This is a genomic window from Paenibacillus koleovorans NBRC 103111 (assembly GCF_004000845.1).
Taxonomy (GTDB): domain Bacteria; phylum Bacillota; class Bacilli; order Paenibacillales; family NBRC-103111; genus Paenibacillus_AA; species Paenibacillus_AA koleovorans.
In genome coordinates this window covers 14,544-34,048 of the sequence record NZ_BIMA01000041.1, presented here as the reverse complement: position 1 = coordinate 34,048, position 19,505 = coordinate 14,544, and the positions used below count along the sequence as shown (strand labels likewise).

Genomic DNA, 19,505 nt, shown 5'->3' with positions numbered 1-19,505 from the left:
ACAGATGAAACCGATCAAAAAAGCGATTTTGCCCGCAGCCGGACTGGGCACCCGATTTTTGCCCGCTACGAAGGCGCAGCCGAAGGAAATGCTGCCGATCGTGGACAAGCCGGCGATTCAATATATTATCGAGGAGGCGATCGCTTCCGGCATTGAAGATATTATTATCGTCACCGGCCGGAACAAGCGGGCGATCGAGGACCACTTCGACAAATCCGTCGAGCTGGAATCGATTCTGGAGGGCAAAGGAAATACGGAGCTGCTCAAGCTCGTCCGCGACATTTCGAATATGGTCGATATCCACTATATTCGTCAGAAGGAGCCGCTCGGCCTTGGCCATGCGGTGCTGTGCGCCCGCAAGTTTATCGGCGACGAGCCGTTCGCCGTCTTGCTAGGGGACGACATCATCCATCAGGACCCGCCTTGCTTGCAAGAAATGATGCGGCTCTATGAGACGCATGGACGTTCGGTCATTGCGACGATGCAGGTGCCTTGGTCCGATGTGGGCAAGTACGGGATCGTCTCGCCGGATCATTCGATCGCTGCGGACGGGCCGTTCTCGTATATCGCCGATTTGGTGGAAAAGCCCGATCCGCAGGAGGCGCCGTCCAATCAGGCGGTCATCGGCCGTTATGTGCTGGATCCGGACATTTTCCCGATTCTCGAAACTTGCCAGCCGGGACGCGGAGGCGAAATTCAGCTGACCGACGGTCTGCGCGTGCTGAACCGCAAGCAGTCGATGCTGGCGTACTCCATCGAGGGCAAACGTTACGACGTCGGCGACAAGTTCGGCTACATCGAAGCGACGATCGAGTTCGCGCTGGGACGGAGCGACCTGCAGCCACAGGTGAAGGCCTATTTGAGCGAGCTTGTAAAGCAATGGAGCTAGGCTGCTGAACGCATGGGAGCGTAGGGCGAGTGGCTATCGGGGAGAGGAGCTGGCACTAATTAGGATGGAACGTGTAGCGGTAATTGGCACCGGGTATGTCGGGCTTGTTTCTGGGACTTGTTTGGCGGACATCGGGCATGAGGTCGTCTGCGTGGACCGGGATGCCGCAAAAATCGAACGGCTGCGTCAGGCGGATATTCCGATCTATGAGCCGGGCTTGGACGCCATGGTGGAGCGCAATGCCAAGGAAGGACGGCTGAGCTTCACGACGAGTATCGCCGAGGCGGTTCGTTTCGCCGATATCGTCTTCCTGGCGGTCGGCACGCCGCCGCTGGAGAGCGGCGACGTCGACCTGCGGCAGCTGAACAGCGCGGTCCAGGAGCTGGCGTCCCATATCGAGTCGGCTAAGACTATTGTTATCAAAAGCACGGTTCCGGTCGGGACAGGGCGCAAGGTGGAGCGGTTGCTGGCCGAGGGTTTGCCTTCCGGCGTCGAGGCCGCAGTTGTCTCCAATCCGGAGTTTCTGCGGGAAGGTTCGGCGATCCATGACACGTTCCATGCCGACCGGATCGTCATCGGGGCAGCGGATGCCGTAGCCGGCGAGCGGATTCGCGGGTTGTATGCGCCGTTCGACCGTCCCGTGCTGATGACGGACCGCGAGAGCGCGGAGCTGATCAAGTATGCTTCGAACGCTTTTCTCGCCGTGAAAATTTCGTTCATCAACGAGATGGCGAACGTATGCGACAAGGTTGGAGCCGACATCTCGCTCGTCGCGCAAGGGATGGGGATGGACAAGCGGATCGGGCCGCATTTTCTGAATGCAGGAATCGGCTACGGCGGCTCTTGTTTCCCGAAGGACACGCGCGCTCAACTGCGTATCGCGGAGCAGGTTGAGTACGATTTCAAAATATTGCGTTCGGCGATGCAGGTGAACCAGATGCAGCGCATCCAGTTCGCCAACTCCATCGAACGCGCGCTGGACGGCTCGCTCGATCGCAAGCGGATCGCCGTGCTAGGGCTTGCGTTCAAGCCGAACACCGACGACTTGCGCGATGCGCCGGCGTTGGATATTATCCGGTACTTGCAGGAGAAAGGCGCGGAAGTGAGCGCGTATGACCCGATCGCAGGCGGGAAAGCGCGCGGGCTGCTGTCGCATGTGAAGATATGCGAGAGGATCGAGGAGGCTGTCGAAGGTGCCGACGCGGTCGCCATCACGACCGACTGGGCGGAGTTCCGCAGCTTGGATTGGGCGACGATCGCCCGCCTGCTTCGTCAGCCGCTCGTGCTGGACGGACGCAACATGTTCAGCGCGGAGCAGCTTAAGGAGTACGGCATTCGGTATATCTCGATCGGCCGGCCCTGATAATTATATGCAAAAGCCATCCGTACCTTCTGCGCGAAGGACAGGATGGCTTTTGCATATTCGATCGATTAAGAGGCACCTCTCCTAAATAACGTTATGAAAACACCTTATTTGGGCGTCAGTCCGAGAATTTGGAAGAATAGCGTTATGGCAGACCGTTATTTGAAACGACAGACGAAGGACCCGTGTGAGGGAAGAAGTTTTTTACTTTTATACCGTACGCACACCCATAGCCAGCTGCTTGACGGCCTGCTCATCAGGCGTCACGTACAGCGTCTTCTGCTGCTCGTAGATGACGAAGCCGGGTTTCGCGCCGTTCGGCTTGCGCACATGGCGGATCAGCGTATAGTCGACCGGCACTTGGCTGGACGCCTTCGCCTGGCTGTAGTAAGCGGCCAGCATCGCCGCCTCGTGCAGCGTCGGCTCGCCGAAGCCGGTGCCCCGGATGACGACATGGGAGCCCGGAATGTCTTTCGTGTGCAGCCAAGTATCGTTCGACTGGGCGAGCCGGTTCGTCAAATATTCGTTCTGGTTGTTGTTTTTCCCGACATAGAGGGGGAAGCCCTCGCTGGATGTATAGGTGGTGAGCGTCGGTTTGTCCGGCGTTTTTTTCTTCTTCCGCGTTTTTTTGTTCCGATCGCGCACGTAGCCTTGCTCGATCAACTCTTCCCGGATCTCGTCGATGTCGCCGGGACCGGCGCTGTCCAACTGCTGCAGCAGCGTGTTCAAGTAAACGAGCTCCTCTTCCGTAGAGCGGATTTGCTCGGCGACGACCGTTAGGCTGTTTTTGCTTTTCGTATATTTGCGGAATTGGCGTTGGGCATTCTCGGACGGAGTCAGCTGAGGATCCAGCTCGATCGTTATCGTAGCCTGTTCTTCGTCGTAATAGTTGACGACCTCGATGGAGCGCATTCCTTTTTTGGCCAAATGAAGGGAGGAAGTGAGCAGCTCGCCCATGATCCGGTATTTATCCGCATCCTTCGCCTCTTCGACCGTCTCTTGAAGCTTGTCCAGCTTTTTCTCGTTTTTATTGCGCTCATTCTGCAGAAACCGCGTCAGATCGGCCCCCCGCTGCTTCGTTAGGTCCCGAACCGCCTTATCGCCATAGAAGGCTTCGAGGCATTCACTCACCGCTCCATACGTCCGCACGCCTTGAGGCGCTGCGTTTGTCAGATGAGTCAGCTCCACGACGGAGAAATACGATTTTCCTTTGCTGTCATCCACGATCTGTGGAAAATAACGATCAACTGCGGCTGCTGACATGGAGCTATGAAATGCGTTCCAAACGGAGTCAAGGGACGGCTCGACACTGGCTGCATCCGCACCTGCGCTCGAACCTTCACTGGCGCTAGCGCGATACACGAGTTCCTTGGCCACCAATGGGCTTAACCCGCTGAATGCCGCTACGAGCTGCTGCCGGACTTGCTTCGCTTCCGTTTCTCCAACCTTGTTGAGAGCTTCTTCAAAGGATAGGCGATCTCCGATTTGCAGCGGATTTTGTTTTCCTTGCTCGGGCGGAGCGACGTACTGGCTTCCCGGCATTACGATTCGGTACATGCTGATCGCAGGGGTGACATGGTGGATGCCGTCCAGAATGGTGCCCGTGTTCGGGTCCATCAGAATGATGTTGCTGTGCCGGCCCATCAGCTCAACGATGACACGTTTGACGCTGATGTCGCCTACTTCGTCCCGCTGGCGGACATCGAAATGCAGGACGCGCTCCATCCCCACTTGGCTGACCGCCTCGAGTATCGCTCCCTCGCAATGTTTGCGCAGCAGCATGCAGAACATAGGCGCTTCCATTGGATTGACGAACGACTCTTCGGTCAGGTGGGCGCGGGGATATGTAGGATTAGCGGAGAGCAGCAGCTTGCAATTCCGGCCTTGCGCTCGAATTTGCAGGACGACGTCATGCTCCGACGGTTGATGGATTTTATGGATGCGGCCGCCGGCGCACGCTTCCAGCTCTCGGGCAATGGCGCGGGTGACGAGACCGTCTAGCGACATGAATGATTCCTCCAGTTGTGAAAATGCGCCGAGCTTTGCCGCTACGAGCGCGTACTGCCAGTTTAGAGTCTTCCGGCCAAAAAAGCAAAGGACAGTTTGATTGACAAACGACCTGCCCGCTTCGATCCGCTGCGCTTCTTCCTTACAAGGTGCTATTTCCCGGCTTGTCTGCATACATTTAGGGTTGTACAGATTTTCTTGGAAAGAGGGGACTCGGATGAGTGAGAAGCCTTGGTATCAATTGAATCCGGAGGAAACGGCGGAAGCGCAGCAGGTACGGCCGTCTCAAGGATTATCTCAGGATGAAGCGCAGGACAGGCTGACCCGATTCGGCTTCAACGAGCTGTCGGAGAAGAAGGGCGTACCGCTCATTACGCTGTTTCTGGGGCAGTTCAAAGATTTTATGGTGCTGGTGCTGATGGCCGCGACGCTTATTTCGGGTTTACTGGGCGAGTATTTGGACTCGATTACGATCGTCGCCATCATCGTCATGAACGGCGTGCTCGGGTTCATCCAGGAATTCCGCGCGGAGCGGTCGCTGCGAGCGCTGAAGGAGCTATCGGCCCCGACGGCCAAGGTACTGCGCAGCGGGCAAGTAGCGACGATCCCGGCTAGGGAATTGGTGGCGGGGGACGTTGTGTTGCTCGAGAGCGGAGACCGGATTCCCGCAGATGTACGGTTCCTCGAGACGAATTCGATCTATGTCGAGGAGTCCGCGCTGACAGGGGAGTCCGTGCCGGTCGGCAAGCTGACGAATGCGCTTGACGGCGATCAAGTGCCGCTCGGCGACCAGAAGAACATCGGCTTTATGGGTACGCTGATAACGCGTGGAACGGGCAAGGGCATCGTCGTACGGACAGGGATGGCAACGGAGATGGGCAAAATCGCCGATTTGATCCAAAATACCGAATCGATGGAAACCCCGCTGCAGCACCGTTTGGAGCAGCTTGGCAAAATTCTTATCGCGGTCGCCATCGGGCTGACCATAGTCGTCGTGATCGCCGGCATCATGCACGGCCAGCCGCCGTACGGGATGTTCCTCGCCGGAGTCAGCCTGGCGGTAGCCGCCATCCCCGAGGGGCTGCCGGCAATCGTGACGATCGCTCTGGCGCTCGGCGTCCAGCGGATGATCAAACGCAAGGCGATCGTGCGCAAGCTGCCGTCAGTGGAGACGCTCGGCTGCTCATCCGTCATTTGCTCGGACAAAACCGGCACGCTGACGCAGAACAAGATGACCGTCACCCATGTGTGGATGGGCGGCGACGTGCTGGAAGTGACCGGTGAAGGCTACGATCCGCAGGGCCAAATCATGGCGTCGACCGGAGGGCAGCATGTCGATCTGCGGAACAACCAGATGATGCGCCGGCTGCTGCAGATTGCCGTGCTGTGCAACAACGCCTCGCTCGTCGAAGAGCTGCCTGAGGTCAAGAAGAAAGGCTCGAAGGAGCCGGTGAAGCCGATCTGGTCCGTGCAAGGCGATCCGACGGAAGGCGCGCTTGTTGTGTTGGGTGCCAAGGGTGGCGTGACGGCAAGCTCGCTCGACGGGCTGTACAAGCGGATCACAGAAATACCGTTCGACTCGGAGCGCAAGCGGATGTCTGTCATCGTCCAGCATCAAGGCGGCCGGCTGCTGTATACGAAAGGGGCCCCCGACGTCATTGCCGAGAAATGTACGTATATTTTATGGGAGGGCAAGGTGATCCCGTTCACGCCGACGCTGAAGCAGAAGGTGATGGCGGCGAATCTCGGCATGGCGCGTTCCGCCCTTCGCGTTCTTGGCATGGCGTACAAGGAGCTGAAGGCGACCGATCGCGACGATACGGTGCATACGCTCGAGAGCGGGCTCGTCTTCGTCGGCCTCGCCGGGATGATCGATCCGCCGCGCAAGGAAGTGCGCGAAGCGATCTCCACTTGCCGCCGGGCGGGCATTCGGACGGTGATGATCACCGGCGATCACCAGGCGACGGCGGAAGCGATCGCCAAGCAGCTCGGGATGCTGCCGACCGGCGGCAAATGCGTGAACGGCCAGCAGCTGGCCGCGATGAGCGACGAGGAGCTGGACGCCGATGTCGAGCACATCTATGTCTACGCCCGCGTGTCGCCGGAGCACAAGCTGCGCATCGTGAAGTCGCTGCAGCGGCAAGGCCATGTCGTCGCGATGACCGGCGACGGCGTCAACGACGCGCCGGCGATCAAGGCGTCCGACATCGGCATCGCAATGGGCATCAGCGGCACGGACGTGTCGAAGGAAGCGTCGGCGCTTGTGCTGAGCGACGACAATTTCGCCACGATCGTGGCGGCCATCGAGGAAGGGCGGGGCATCTACGAGAACATCCGCAAATTTATCCGCTACCTGCTTGCCTCGAACGTCGGGGAAATTTTGACGATGTTCCTCGCGATGATGGCCGGCATGCCGCTGCCTCTTGTACCGATTCAAATTTTATGGGTGAATCTCGTGACCGACGGATTGCCGGCGATGGCGCTGGGCGTCGATCAAGCGGAGAAAGACTTGATGCAGCAAAGACCGCGTGGCGCGAAGGAAAACATCTTCGCGCGCCGGCTCGGCTGGAAGATCATCAGCCGCGGCATTCTGATCGGCGTTTGTACGCTCGCCGCCTTCTGGATCGCGCTCCGGGACAATCCCGACAGCGCGGATAACCTCATGCATGCGCAGACAGTCGCCTTCGCAACGCTCGTGATGGCGCAGCTCATCCATGTGTTCGATTGCCGCAGCTCGCGCTCGATCTTCCACCGCAATCCGCTGCAGAACAAATATTTGGTGCTCGCCGTGTTGTCGTCGCTAGCCCTCATGCTGGGCGTGCTCTATATCGAGCAGCTGCAGCCTATCTTCAAGACAGTGCCGCTCGGCACAGTCGATTGGGTCATCGCTCTGGTGTTCGCCGGTATCCCGACGTTTCTCATGGGACTCGGCAGCGTCCTGTCGACGAACAAGAAGGCGAAACGCCCGCCGATCAAATACAGCTCGAAGCCGGTCACTCGCTGACCCGGCTCTCCACCGAACCCGCTTGCCGGGGAAGCTCTTGCTTCCTCCGGCAGGCGGGTTTTTTCTTTGCTATGCACCGGACCCGTTTTGCCCTATAATATAGGCTAATTGAAAAGGAGAGTCGATGGGCATGAACTTTACGAAGATGCAGGGTCTTGGCAACGACTTTATCGTTATCGCCGACAGAGCCGAATTGCCCGCCGATCACGCCGAGCTGGCTAAGCGTTGGTGCGACCGCCATTTCGGAATCGGTGCGGACGGCGTCGTGTATATATTGCCTTCGGAGAAAGCCGATTTCAGCATGCGCATTATCAATGCCGACGGCTCCGAGGCGGAGCAATGCGGCAATGCGATTCGTTGCGTAGCCAAATACGTGTTCGACCGCGGGTTGACGGAGAAGCGCGAGCTTACTATAGAAACGATCGGCGCCGGCGTGCAGCCGGTACAGCTCCAAGTCGAAGCCGGCCATACGGTTAGCGTGCGCGTCAACATGGGCGAGCCGATCCTGGAGGGGCTTCGGATTCCGACGACCCTCGATATGAATCCGGTCATCGACCGACCGATCTACGCCGACGGTGCGGATTTCCGCTTCACGGCGGTGTCCATGGGCAACCCACACAGCGTGATTTTCGTCGAGGACGCTCCCTCATTCGATCTTCATCGCTACGGCCCTCTGCTGGAAGTACATGAGCTTTTCCCGAAGCGGGTGAACGTGGAGTTTGCGACCGTCCGCAGCCGGGATCACGTCGATATGCGGGTGTGGGAGCGCGGAGCGGGACCGACGCTCGCTTGCGGGACCGGCGCTTGCGCGACTTTGGTCGCGACGGTGCTGAATGGGAAAACCGATCGGACGGCAACCGTGTCGCTGACCGGCGGAGACCTGCTCATTGAGTGGGCGGCGGATAACGTCATCTATATGACGGGTGCAGCCGAGTTCGTGTTCGACGGCGCAGTATAAGGAATTTGGGAACGGACATTTGCGAGTTTAGATATAGAATGGTGGGACCGGATATGAAAATGGAGTTCAAAACCGCGCTTTCGAATCGCGTGCTTGCAGGCGACGGCGCGATGGGGACGTATTTGTACCAGCTCGGCTTCACGGTCGGGGCTTCCTACGAGGAGTTCAACTTGCTGAACCCGGAGGCGATATCCGGTGTGCATAGACGTTATTACGATGCCGGCGCGCGCGTGATCGAGACGAACACGTTCTCGGCGAATCGCGAGAAGCTGTCCAAGTTCGGCCTCGAGCACGAAGTGAAGGCGATCAATCGGGCGGGGGCGGCGATCGCCCGCCAAGCCGTCGGAGCGGACGCTTACGTCGTCGGCGCGATCGGTTCGATTCGCGGCGGGGGCAGGCGGACGATCCCGGGCAAGCTGTTGCAGGAGCAATTCCGCGAGCAGCTGGAAGGGCTGCTGGAAGCCGGTGTGGACGGCATCCTGCTGGAGACGTTTTATGAGCTTGAGGAGATGGAGATTGCGCTGCAGACGGTCCTTCAGCTGGACGGCTCGCTCCCGGTCATCTGCCAGTTCGCCTCCGAGAGCAGCGGCGGGACGCGCGACGGAATCCTGTACGCGGATGCGTTCCTTCGCTTGCGGGAGGCGGGAGCCGCCGCGATCGGGTTCAACTGCCATAGCGGACCGAACGGCGTGGCGCGCAACTTGGAGCAACTTCCGGCCGGCATCGGGCTGCCGTTGTCGGTGTTCCCGAATGCAGGTCTGCCAAGCTATGTAGACGGTCAATATGTATACGGGTCGACGCCTGAATACTTCGCGGAGAACGCTTTGAAATTCGCGGCGCTCGGCGCGCGGATCATCGGGGGCTGCTGCGGCACGACGCCGGAGCATATCGCGGCGATTGCCGGAGCGTTGCAGAGCTTTACCCCCGACACAGTGAGCGAGGCTGCGGCTGAAGTGCGCCCGACGGTCGCCGTAGAGGTGGCGGCGAAGCCGAAGGCGGTCGCCCCTGAAGCTGCGGCGGACGAGCCTTCGCTGCTGGAGATGGTGCGCGAGCGCCACACGGTGATGGTGGAGTGGGACACGCCGCGCGATCTCGACATCACGCGCTTCATGGAAGGCGCTGAAGCGCTGCGCAATGCGCATGTCGATTTCATCACGATGGCGGACAATGCCGTCGCGATGACCCGGATGAGCAACCTGCCGCTGGGCATGCTGGTCAAGGAACGGTTCGGCATGCGGCCGCTGCTTCACATCGCTTGCCGCGACCGCAATATGATCGGCACCCAGTCGCATCTGATGGGGCTGCACGCGGTAGGCATGAACCATGTGCTCGTTATTACAGGCGACCCGTCGAAGTTCGGCGACCAGCCGGGAGCCAGCTCGGTGTACGACATGACTTCGTTCGAGATGATCCGGCTGATCAAGCAGCTGAACGAAGGGATGGCGTTCTCGGGCAAGCCGCTCAAGCAGAAGTCCAGCTTCGTCGTAGGCGCGGCTTTCAACCCGAACGTGAAGCATCTGGACAAGGCGGTTCAGCGGCTGGAGAAGAAGATCGAGGCCGGCGCCGACTACATCATGACGCAGCCTGTCTACGATGCGCGATTGATTGAACGGATTCACGAGTCCACGAAACATTTGAACGTGCCGATCTTCCTCGGCTTCATGCCGCTCGTGAGCGGCAATAACGCCGAGTTCCTCCATAATGAAGTGCCTGGCATCGTGCTCTCCGATGAGGTGCGAGGCCGGATGGCGGGGCTGAGCGGACCCGAAGGTCGAGCCCGAGGCAACGAGATGATGAAGGAGCTGCTGGACGTCGCCCTGCCGCTGTTCAAGGGCATCTACCTGATGACGCCGATGCACTTCTACGGCATGTGCGTCGACTTGACGAACTACGTCTGGGAGAAGACGGGACAGCTCGCTCGCGTGGCCGATTTGGCCCGGCGATGAGCCGCTTCCCGTAAGGGATGAAGGGTGTACCGGCCGCAGGTTGAATTGTACTTGTACGGGTTTGTAAAATCAATTAGAATAGGGTAATGGATGTGATGCCCAATGATTCGCAGCATGACCGGCTACGGGATGGCGGAAGGCCATGCCGGCGGGCTTCGCATACAGGTGGAGCTGAAGTCCGTCAATAATCGCTACGCCGAGGCGAATGTTCGGCTTCCTCGCGAGTGGCTCCTATGGGAAGACGGCGTTCGTCGTACGGTCCTGGCGGCTGTGAAGCGCGGAAGGGTCGATGCGTTCGTCACGTGCGAGTTTGACGGGACATCGGCCAGAACCGTTCAAGTGGACTGGGCGCTTGCCGAAGGGTATATGGCGGCAGCCAAACAGCTGAGAGCGCGTTTCTCGCTTCCGGGTCCGGACAAGCTGACGCTTCAAGACTTGATTAAACTGCCGGATCTTGTGACGCTTAGCGATTCTCGAGATTCCGCGGCTGACGAGACTGTACAGGAGACGCTGATCGATTTGACCGCCCAGGCGGTTCGGCGTCTTATAGCCGTGCGCGAAGCCGAGGGTGCGAATCTCGCACAAGACGTCTTATCGCGACTCGGTGCGATGGAACGTATGCTCGAAGAGATTCGCCAATCGGCTGATGCCGTTTCGGAGGAGCTTCGGATCAAGCTGCGCCAGCGCATCCGCGATTTGCTGGGCGAGACGGCTGCCGATAGCCCGCTTGCGGACAATCGGATTGCCATGGAGGTTGCTCTTCTCGCGGAGCGAGCCGACATCAGCGAGGAGCTTCAGCGGCTTGCCAGCCATCTGCAGCAGACGGCCAAGCTGCTAGAGGCGGACGAGCCGATCGGACGAAAGCTTGATTTTTATATCCAAGAGATGAACCGCGAAGTGAATACGATCGGATCCAAATCGAATCGGTCGGATATTGTGAACGCCGTCGTCGACATGAAGGCTGAGCTAGAGAAGATGCGCGAACAGGCGCAGAATATCGAGTAACCGCGGCGGAAGGACAACTGGAGCAGGTTTCGCCTGCATTTCGAATCGGGTATGAGCAACCCGGGAAACGGCAACAATAGTGCAAGGCTGTATAAGTTTGCCAACTTCCGGTTGTTTGATTATAGGGGTTCCCCCCGAACAGGAACGTAATCTTTTTTTCATGCCTCGCTTTACACTTGGGGGAAAAGGATCTAGGAGGGCACTAATGGCCATTAAATTAATCAATATCGGGTTTGGCAACATTGTTTCGGCGAATCGGATCATCTCTATTGTCAGTCCCGAATCGGCCCCGATCAAGCGGATCATCCAAGAAGCACGCGACCGGCACATGCTGATCGACGCCACTTATGGCAGACGGACTCGCGCCGTCATCATTACGGATAGCGACCATGTCATTCTGTCGGCCGTTCAACCGGAGACGGTGGCCCATCGCTTAACGAACAATAAGGATGAAGATCATGACGAATAGTGTTCGGCCCGGTACGGATAGAGGCCTCCTGATCGTTCTGTCCGGCCCGTCCGGCGTGGGGAAAGGGACCGTATGCGCCGCTTTGCGGAAATGCGCCCCGGATCTTGTCTATTCGGTATCGGCTACAACGAGAGCGGCTAGAGCCGGTGAAATAGACGGCGTGAACTATTTTTTCAAGACGAAGGAGCAGTTCCGTTCGATGATCGAGCGGGATGAACTGCTGGAATGGGCGGAATACGTAGGCAATTATTACGGAACCCCGCGGAGCTTCGTAGAACAGACATTGAATGAAGGCAAAGATATTATATTAGAAATAGAAGTGCAAGGGGCCCTGAAGGTGAAAGAGAAGTTCCCGGAGGGCGTATTTATTTTCTTAACCCCGCCTTCGCTTACGGAGCTGGAGAGTCGCATCGTCGGACGCGGCACGGAGTCGGAAGAATCGATCCGCAATCGGATGACGGTCGCGGTGGACGAAATTCGCTTGATGGAGCAGTACGATTATGCGGTTGTGAATGACCAAGTGGAGCTGGCTTGCCAGCGCATTCAGGCGATCCTGATCGCTGAGCATTGTCGGCGGGAGCGCGTGCTGCCGAGGATTCAAAAATGGATGGAAGAGGTGCATTGACCCATGTTATATCCTTCAATTGATTTGTTGATCAACAAGGTCGACAGCAAATACTCGCTCGTCGTAGCCGCCGCCAAACGCGCCCGCGTATTGCGGGACGGAGCGAAGTCGGATCTGCGCGATCCGAAAGCCCACAAGCAAGTCGGTGTCGCGCTCGAAGAAATTTACGGCGACCTCGTTCAAGTGGAAGCCGTCATCGTTAAGGACGTAGCCAAGTAGAAAGTTCAAAGATTGCCGAAACTCAACAACCTGCGCAAGGTTGTTATTTTTTTCTCGCAAAAGAAGGGGGCTACTTGGATGTGGAAAGGGAAAACGGTCATCTTGGGCGTAACCGGAGGGATCGCTTGTTATAAAGCGGCGGCGCTGTGCAGCAAGCTGGCTCAGAAGGGGGCGGAGGTGCGTGTCATCATGACCGAATCGGCGACCAAATTCGTCGCTCCGCTGACGTTTCAGACGTTGTCCCGGCATCACGTCATGGTGGATACGTTCGATGAGAAGGATGCCTCGGTCGTCTCGCACATTGATTGGGCCGATTCGGCCGACCTCGTCGTCGTAGCGCCGGCAACGGCGAACATGCTGGCGAAGATGGCGCACGGCCTAGCCGACGACATGCTGAGCACGACGCTGCTCGCGACGACCGCCCCGATCCTCGTGGCGCCGGCGATGAACGTCCACATGTATACGCATCCGGCCGTTCAGGCGAATATGCAAACCTTGTTAGAACGCGGCGTGCGGTTCGTCGAGCCCGGTGTCGGACAGCTCGCATGCGGATACGTGGGCAAGGGAAGGCTCGCCGAACCGGAAGAAATCATGCTGGTGATCGATCAGATGCTGCATCCCTCTCAGCCGCTGAGAGGCCGACGCGTTCTCGTAACGGCGGGTGGAACCGTCGAACGGATCGACCCGGTGCGGTACATCACGAACGATTCCTCCGGCAAAATGGGTTATGCGATCGCAGAGGCTGCTCGCGACATGGGGGCGGAAGTGACGCTGGTCAGCGCCAAAACCGCCATCGACCCGCCGACAGGCGTTGAGGTAGTGCGCGTGGTTTCTACAAAGGATATGCTGCATGCCGTACAAGAGCGCTTCAGCCACACCGACATCTTCATTAAAGCGGCTGCCGTGGCCGATTATCGGCCGGCGGAAACCGCGGACCGCAAAATCAAGAAAAAGGCGGAGACGTTGACACTCGAGCTCGTGAAAAATCCGGACATCTTGCAATGGCTCGGGGAAAACAAACGGGCGGGTCAGCTGGTGGTCGGCTTTGCCGCGGAAACGAACGATGGGGAGCAGCATGCGCTCGATAAAGTGCGCCGCAAGAAAAGCGATTTGCTTGTGCTGAACGATGTAACCATACCTGGTGCGGGATTCGGGACGGATACGAACTTGGTGCGGATCTATGATGCGAACGGGTTGGTGCAGGCGTTGCCGATGATGGGCAAGCGGGCTGTAGCCGAAAAGCTGCTGGAGCTGGTGGCGGGGCGGCTGCAAGCGTCGGGCGGGAGTGAGGCCTGATGTACGCGCAAGTCATCGTCGATGTGCCTGCGAAGCAGACGAACCGTCCGTTCGATTATTCGGTTCCTCATGAGCTGCGTGAGTGGGTACAGGTCGGCTGCCGGGTTGGCGTGCCGTTCGGACCTCGTACGGTTCAAGGTTTCGTCATCGGACTGTCCGACCGCACGGACGCGAATCCCGCCAAGCTGAAGCCGATCGGCGAAGTGCTCGACCTCATGCCTCCGCTGACACCGGAGCTTGTCGGACTGGCAGGTTGGATGAGCCGGGCGTATATATGCCACGAGGTGACGGCGCTGCAGGCGATGATTCCAGGCGCGCTCAAGGCGAAGTACGAGAAGCTGGTCGGCATCGGACAGGCGGGTGCGGAAGATCGCGCGTCCGAATCCGGACACGATCCGTTGCAATCTTCCCTTGAGATCGCTATGGATCTGACCGATCCCGAGGAGTCGGCGGTGCTCGACTATGTTCGTTCCCGCGGTCAAGTGAAGACCCAGACGCTGCTGCAGAAATTTCCGCTTCACGGTCCTATCATCAAGCGGCTGCTCGCGCAAGGCCGGCTGTCCGAGGAGCAGACCGTCAAGGACCGGGTGGGGACGAAGACGGCGCTAACGGTTTCGCCGCTACTGGACGGAGACGAATTGCAGCAGGCGATGGCGTCGCTGGGGGCTTCCGCCAAGCGGCAGCTCGACGTGCTGCGGCATTTCGAAGCAGCGCCGGAGCCGATCCGGTTGGCCGATCTGCTCGCCAAGCTGGGGATTAGCGCCGGCACCGTCAAGAGTTTGCATGAAAAAGGCTGGCTCGACATTCAAGAGGTGGAAGTATTCCGCGATCCGTACGCCGGCCGCAGCTTCGTGCCGACGGCGCCGCTGCCGCTGACGCCAACGCAGCAAGCGGTGTTTGAGCCGCTGTCCAATGCGCTTGCTGCCGATGCCCACAAAGTGTATTTGCTCCAAGGCGTGACGGGCAGCGGCAAGACGGAAGTGTACATGCAGGCGATTCGCCAATGCCTGGATCAAGGCAAGGATGCGATCGTGCTCGTGCCCGAGATTTCGCTCACCCCGCAGATGGTGGAGAGGTTCAAGGGACGCTTCGGCAATCAAGTCGCCGTCCTGCATAGCCGATTGTCGACCGGCGAGCGCTACGACGAGTGGCGCAAAATCGGCTTGGGTCAAGTGCGGGTGGCGATCGGAGCTCGTTCCGCCGTATTCGCCCCGTTCACGAAGATCGGACTGATCATAATAGATGAAGAGCACGAATCTTCCTATAAACAAGAGGAAAGCCCGAAGTATCATGCACGGGATGTAGCCGTAGCCAGGGCTAGACGGCATGGCGCCGCCGTAGTGCTCGGTTCTGCAACGCCCTCGCTTGAGAGCTACTACAAGACGCAGCATCCCGGCGAGCCATATGAAGGCGCGTTCCTGGAACAAGGATCGCCTGGCGCATGGGCTCCTCTGCTGGGCACCGAATGGCCGCCCTTCGCGCTGCTGCGCATGGATGCGCGGGTGGAGGGGCGACCGCTGCCCGAAGTCCACATCGTCGACTTGCGCGAGGAGCTGCGCGGCGGCAACCGCTCGATGTTCAGCCGCGAGCTGTATAAAGCGATTGAAGATCGGTTACACAAGGAACAACAGATCGTGTTGCTGCTGAACCGCCGCGGCTACTCGACGTTCGTGATGTGCCGTTCCTGTGGCTTCGTCGTGCAATGCCCGCATTGCGACATCGCCATGACGTATCACCAGGTGTCTCGATCGATGCGCTGCCATTATTGCGGCCGCAGCGAGTCTGAGCCGCGGACATGCCCTTCTTGCGAGAGCGAGCATATCCGCTATTTCGGCACGGGCACCCAGCGTGTGGAAGAGGAGCTCGGCAAGCTGTTCCCCGGCATCCGCGTCATCCGGATGGACGTCGATACGACGTCGGAGAAAGGGTCGCACGAGAAGCTGCTCACCCGCTTCCGCAACCGCCAGGCGGATGTGTTGCTAGGGACGCAGATGGTGGCGAAGGGGCTCGACTTCCCGGATGTCACTTTGGTTGGCGTCATTGCAGCCGATACGGTGCTCAATCTGCCCGATTTCCGCGCGGCGGAGAAGACGTTCCAGCTGCTTACCCAAGTGGCGGGACGCGCAGGCCGACACAAGCTGCCCGGCGAAGTGTATATCCAGACTTATACACCGGAGCATTACAGCATTCGGCATGCGAGCAAACACGATTACGGCTCCTTTCTCGCCGATGAGCTGGAGTCGCGTCGGGAGCGCGGCTATCCGCCTTTTAACCAGTTGGCCCTCGTAACGTTCTCCCATGAGCAGGCTCAATTGCTCGTCCAATTCGGCGAATCGTTCGCGGCCAAGCTTCGGGAGCTGTGGGCCCGATCACCAGATCGGCATAAGCCCGGCACATTATTTGAATTATTAGGCCCGATCGCTTCGCCGATCCCGAGGATCAAAGATAGATATCGATTCCAATGCATGATAAAATATCGGGGGGATCTGGACGCTGCAGGCTTGATCGGCGCGGCTTCTGACGCCTTCGAGGAACGAATCCGCACGTCCAAAATCATCCTCGGCGTCGACGTAAATCCTCAAGTTTTAATGTAATCATTTGTTTGCATCTGCATCTTCTATAATAGGCATTTATTTAAGGAGTGATAGCGTATGGCCATTAAAATTATCGTCAAAGATCCCGATCCGGTGCTTCGCGAGAAGTCGGTTCCGGTCACGAAGTTCAATTCCAATCTGCACAAGCTGCTGAACGATATGGCGGATACGATGTACGAGGCGGAGGGAGTCGGGTTGGCCGCCCCTCAGATCGGCATCCTGAAGCGGGTTATCGTTGTAGACGTCGGCGACGATAACGGGCTCATTGAAATCATCAATCCTGAGATCGTGAACAAAGAAGGCGAGCAGTTCGGACCGGAAGGCTGCCTCAGCATTCCCGGGCTCCAGGGCGATGTGAGCCGCGCGATGACCGTCACGATCCGCGGCCAGGACCGCAACGGCGACCCGGTTGAATACACCGGCTCCGAATTGCTGTCGCGCGCGTTCCAGCATGAGGTCGATCATCTGAACGGCGTGCTGTACACCGATCTGGCGAAAAGCGTATACCGCAATACCGAGCGGGAAGAAAACGGCGAGGAGTGAATCGCATGAACATCGTGTTCATGGGAACGCCGGACTTCGCCGTTCCTTCCTTACAGACGCTGTTGCGCGAAGGCTACAACGTCGTCGGCGTGGTCACCCAGCCGGACCGGCCGAAAGGCCGCAAGCGCGAGCTGGCGCCGACGCCGGTCAAGGCGGAGGCGCTGCAGCACGGAATCCCCGTGCTGCAGCCGCTCAAGCTGCGGACCCCGGCGGCCGTCGCCGAGCTGGCTGCGCTGCAGCCCGACCTGATCGTGACCGCCGCCTATGGGCAAATCCTGCCGAAGTCGGTGCTCGCGTTGCCACGCCACGGCTGCATCAATGTGCACGCTTCGCTGCTGCCTAAGTACCGCGGAGGCGCGCCGATTCACCATGCCGTCATGAACGGAGAGACCGTGACGGGCGTCACGATTATGTACATGGCGGAAGGGCTGGACACCGGCGATATGATCAGCCGGGTCGAGCTGCCGATTACGCCGGACGACACGACCGGCTCGCTGTTCGAGAAGCTGAGCCTCGAAGGGGCGGAGCTGCTGAAGCGGACGTTGCCCGCCCTGCTGGCAGGCGAGCTCCAAGCCGAGCCGCAGCGCAATGAGGACGCTACATACGCCTCGAATATTAGCCGCGAGGATGAGCAGATCCGCTGGGAGCGACCGGCGCTGGAGCTGTTCAATCAGATTCGCGGCTTGAATCCTTTTCCCGGAGCCTTCACGACTTACGACGGCGCGAACTTCAAAGTATGGGCGAGCCTTCGGCCGGGTCAGTCGGAACCGCGTCAAGCAGCTGATGAAGGCGTGGAACCGGGCACTGTATTGCGGATGACCGATGCCGGCATTGAAGTGCAGACCGGCGCGGGCACATTACGGCTGACGCGGGTGCAGCCGGCGGGCAAGAAGGCGATGGACGTCTCGGAGCTGCGGCGGGGAATGACGATTCCGCCCGGCGCCGTCTTTGGGGGTTCGCTTGACGGGGCCGAGGGTGCTTCGGAATGAACCGGACGAGAGATGGACAACCGAAGCAACCGAAGCAACCGAAACAACCGCATCAGCCGAAGCAGCGACAAGGACAGCAACTGGCTCCCGAGCGGAATTCACAGTCATCGCAGAGCTCGCAGAAGCCGAACAATCGGCCTCTCAAGAGGCCGGCTGGAGCCCGCGAGCTGGCGATGGATATATTGACGCGCGTCGAGCAGGAGCAAGCGTACAGCAATTTGCTGCTGAACCAGACGCTGCAGAAGCAGTCGCCGCCGCTCGAGAAGGCGGATGCCGGACTGACGACCGAGCTCGTGTACGGGACGATTCAACGATTGAATACGCTGGATTACTTTCTCGCCCGGTTCGTCGCCAAAGGCGTGGCGAAGCTGGAGCCATGGGTACGAAGCTTGTTGCGGCTTAGCCTGTACCAGCTCGTCTACCTGGACCGCATTCCCGAGCACGCCGTCGTGAACGAGGCGGTCAACCTGGCCAAACGCCGGGGCCATGCCGGCATATCCGGCATGGTGAACGGCGTGCTGCGGAGTGCGATCCGCAGCCGCACCGAGCTCGTCGTGCCGACCACGCTGCCCGCGGCCGAGCGGATCTCGCTGCTCCACTCCTATCCGAAGTGGATGGTGGAGCAGTGGATCCGCCAGTTCGGCGAAGCGACGGCCGAGCGCATCTGCGAGTCGAACAACCGGCCGCCGGCCGTCAGCGTCCGGGTCAATCGGCTGCGCGCCAGCCGCGAGGCGGTGCTGCAGCAAATGGCGGACGCCGGGCTGGATGCCCGACCGTCGTCGATTGCGCCGTCCGGCCTTATCGTCGAGAGCGGCGGCAACATGGCGTTTTCGACCTGGTTCCGCGACGGCGCGATCTCGATCCAGGACGAGAGCTCGATGCTCGTCGCCGAGGCGGTCGATCCGCAGCCGGGCATGACCGTGCTCGATTGCTGCGCGGCGCCAGGCGGCAAGACGGCCCATCTTGCCGAGCGGATGGACGACCGCGGCCGGATCGTCGCCTGCGACGCTCACGAGCACAAGCGCCGGCTCATCGCCGAGCAGGCGGAGCGGCTCGGGCTACGCAGCGTCGAGACGCTCACCGGCGATGCTCGCGAGCTGCCGCAGCGGTTCCCGGCCGGCGCCTTCGACCGCGTGCTGCTCGACGCGCCATGCTCCGGGCTCGGCGTCATCCGCCGCAAGCCGGACTTGAAGTGGGCCAAGCAGCCGGAGGAAATCGAGGCGATTACCGAGCTGCAGGCCGAGCTGCTGGATGCGGCCGCCTGGCTGGTCGCGCCGGGCGGCGTGCTCGTCTATAGCACGTGCACGCTCGCCGCCGAAGAGAACGGAGACGCAGTGCTCGCCTTCCTGGAGCGTCATCCGGCATTTGCTCCGGAGCCGATGCCTCCCGCGTTAGCTGCACTCCCCGGCGCTGCGAACGGACAAGTATCCTTGTTGCCCAGCGATTACGGCTCGGACGGATTTTTCATCGCCCGCCTGCGGCGCAAGGACGCATAACTTTAGCAAACGCACGAATTATGTTACACTAGGCTAGATGTAAACCAAGCAAATCATGAACGGGTAGTGATTCGATTGAGCCAGACAGAACCATTGAAACCA

The 19,505-nt window shown here is 59.5% G+C and carries 15 protein-coding genes; 14 read left to right on the top strand and 1 reads right to left on the bottom strand.

Translation table 11 applies throughout. The annotated features are described in order from the left end of the window. The first annotated feature begins 4 nt into the window (after positions 1-4). Positions 5-889, top strand: a complete 885-nt coding sequence (gene galU / locus PKO02S_RS15405) for a UTP--glucose-1-phosphate uridylyltransferase GalU (RefSeq protein WP_127584349.1) — start codon at positions 5-7, stop codon at positions 887-889. Positions 890-953: 64 nt separating this feature from the next. Further along, on the top strand, positions 954-2,252 hold the full coding sequence (locus tag PKO02S_RS15400; protein ID WP_127584347.1) for a UDP-glucose dehydrogenase family protein: 1,299 nt from the start codon (positions 954-956) through the stop codon (positions 2,250-2,252). Between the two features lie 210 nt (positions 2,253-2,462). Here PKO02S_RS15400 and PKO02S_RS15395 read toward each other — a convergent pair whose 3' ends face one another. Continuing rightward, positions 2,463-4,259 carry an Rqc2 family fibronectin-binding protein gene (locus PKO02S_RS15395; protein ID WP_127584345.1) on the bottom strand — a complete coding sequence of 599 codons (1,797 nt, stop codon included), beginning with the start codon at positions 4,257-4,259 and terminating at the stop codon, positions 2,463-2,465. A 217-nt stretch (positions 4,260-4,476) separates the two neighbouring features. Here PKO02S_RS15395 and PKO02S_RS15390 point away from each other — a divergent pair, with 217 nt between their 5' ends. From PKO02S_RS15390 to rsmB, 12 genes are all read left to right on the top strand, one after another. Continuing rightward, positions 4,477-7,263, top strand: coding sequence for a calcium-translocating P-type ATPase, SERCA-type (locus tag PKO02S_RS15390; protein ID WP_127584343.1), 2,787 nt, complete (start codon positions 4,477-4,479; stop codon positions 7,261-7,263). A gap of 130 nt (positions 7,264-7,393) precedes the next feature. Next, positions 7,394-8,221, top strand: a complete 828-nt coding sequence (gene dapF, locus PKO02S_RS15385) for a diaminopimelate epimerase (RefSeq protein ID WP_127584341.1) — start codon at positions 7,394-7,396, stop codon at positions 8,219-8,221. A gap of 53 nt (positions 8,222-8,274) precedes the next feature. After that, complete coding sequence (locus tag PKO02S_RS15380; protein ID WP_127584339.1) at positions 8,275-10,167, top strand: bifunctional homocysteine S-methyltransferase/methylenetetrahydrofolate reductase; 1,893 nt, start codon at positions 8,275-8,277, stop codon at positions 10,165-10,167. 102 nt (positions 10,168-10,269) lie between these two features. Continuing rightward, complete coding sequence (locus PKO02S_RS15375) at positions 10,270-11,172, top strand: YicC/YloC family endoribonuclease (protein WP_127584337.1); 903 nt, start codon at positions 10,270-10,272, stop codon at positions 11,170-11,172. 205 nt (positions 11,173-11,377) lie between these two features. Further along, complete coding sequence (remA, locus tag PKO02S_RS15370; RefSeq protein ID WP_127584336.1) at positions 11,378-11,641, top strand: extracellular matrix/biofilm regulator RemA; 264 nt, start codon at positions 11,378-11,380, stop codon at positions 11,639-11,641. Further along, a complete protein-coding gene (gene gmk / locus PKO02S_RS15365) occupies positions 11,631-12,266 on the top strand; it encodes a guanylate kinase (protein WP_246067046.1) in 636 nt (211 codons plus the stop codon). The genes remA and gmk overlap by 11 nt, the downstream gene beginning before the upstream one ends. 3 nt (positions 12,267-12,269) lie before the next feature. Continuing rightward, positions 12,270-12,485 (top strand): DNA-directed RNA polymerase subunit omega, encoded by a 216-nt coding sequence (rpoZ, locus tag PKO02S_RS15360; protein WP_127584332.1) that lies wholly within the window; start codon positions 12,270-12,272, stop codon positions 12,483-12,485. A 78-nt stretch (positions 12,486-12,563) separates the two neighbouring features. Further along, positions 12,564-13,781, top strand: coding sequence for a bifunctional phosphopantothenoylcysteine decarboxylase/phosphopantothenate--cysteine ligase CoaBC (coaBC, locus tag PKO02S_RS15355; RefSeq protein ID WP_127584330.1), 1,218 nt, complete (start codon positions 12,564-12,566; stop codon positions 13,779-13,781). Then, entirely contained in the window at positions 13,781-16,375 is a 2,595-nt protein-coding gene (priA, locus tag PKO02S_RS15350) for a primosomal protein N' (protein WP_127584328.1), read from the top strand. The genes coaBC and priA overlap by 1 nt, the downstream gene beginning before the upstream one ends. 57 nt (positions 16,376-16,432) lie before the next feature. Next, positions 16,433-16,918: a peptide deformylase gene (gene def / locus PKO02S_RS15345; RefSeq protein WP_127584325.1), complete on the top strand. Its 486-nt coding sequence runs from the start codon at positions 16,433-16,435 to the stop codon at positions 16,916-16,918. A gap of 5 nt (positions 16,919-16,923) precedes the next feature. Beyond that, on the top strand, positions 16,924-17,907 hold the full coding sequence (gene fmt, locus PKO02S_RS15340) for a methionyl-tRNA formyltransferase (RefSeq protein ID WP_127584323.1): 984 nt from the start codon (positions 16,924-16,926) through the stop codon (positions 17,905-17,907). Positions 17,908-18,080: 173 nt separating this feature from the next. Continuing rightward, positions 18,081-19,403 (top strand): 16S rRNA (cytosine(967)-C(5))-methyltransferase RsmB, encoded by a 1,323-nt coding sequence (rsmB, locus tag PKO02S_RS15335; RefSeq protein ID WP_246067051.1) that lies wholly within the window; start codon positions 18,081-18,083, stop codon positions 19,401-19,403. The last annotated feature ends 102 nt before the right edge of the window (positions 19,404-19,505 follow it).

Coding starts and splice junctions, on each gene's coding strand:
- galU (WP_127584349.1), top strand. CDS start 5: ATGAAACCGATCAAAAAAGCGATTTTGCCCGCAGCCGGACTGGGCACC.
- PKO02S_RS15400 (WP_127584347.1), top strand. CDS start 954: ATGGAACGTGTAGCGGTAATTGGCACCGGGTATGTCGGGCTTGTTTCT.
- PKO02S_RS15395 (WP_127584345.1), bottom strand. CDS start 4,259: ATGTCGCTAGACGGTCTCGTCACCCGCGCCATTGCCCGAGAGCTGGAA.
- PKO02S_RS15390 (WP_127584343.1), top strand. CDS start 4,477: ATGAGTGAGAAGCCTTGGTATCAATTGAATCCGGAGGAAACGGCGGAA.
- dapF (WP_127584341.1), top strand. CDS start 7,394: ATGAACTTTACGAAGATGCAGGGTCTTGGCAACGACTTTATCGTTATC.
- PKO02S_RS15380 (WP_127584339.1), top strand. CDS start 8,275: ATGAAAATGGAGTTCAAAACCGCGCTTTCGAATCGCGTGCTTGCAGGC.
- PKO02S_RS15375 (WP_127584337.1), top strand. CDS start 10,270: ATGATTCGCAGCATGACCGGCTACGGGATGGCGGAAGGCCATGCCGGC.
- remA (WP_127584336.1), top strand. CDS start 11,378: ATGGCCATTAAATTAATCAATATCGGGTTTGGCAACATTGTTTCGGCG.
- gmk (WP_246067046.1), top strand. CDS start 11,631: ATGACGAATAGTGTTCGGCCCGGTACGGATAGAGGCCTCCTGATCGTT.
- rpoZ (WP_127584332.1), top strand. CDS start 12,270: ATGTTATATCCTTCAATTGATTTGTTGATCAACAAGGTCGACAGCAAA.
- coaBC (WP_127584330.1), top strand. CDS start 12,564: ATGTGGAAAGGGAAAACGGTCATCTTGGGCGTAACCGGAGGGATCGCT.
- priA (WP_127584328.1), top strand. CDS start 13,781: ATGTACGCGCAAGTCATCGTCGATGTGCCTGCGAAGCAGACGAACCGT.
- def (WP_127584325.1), top strand. CDS start 16,433: ATGGCCATTAAAATTATCGTCAAAGATCCCGATCCGGTGCTTCGCGAG.
- fmt (WP_127584323.1), top strand. CDS start 16,924: ATGAACATCGTGTTCATGGGAACGCCGGACTTCGCCGTTCCTTCCTTA.
- rsmB (WP_246067051.1), top strand. CDS start 18,081: ATGGATATATTGACGCGCGTCGAGCAGGAGCAAGCGTACAGCAATTTG.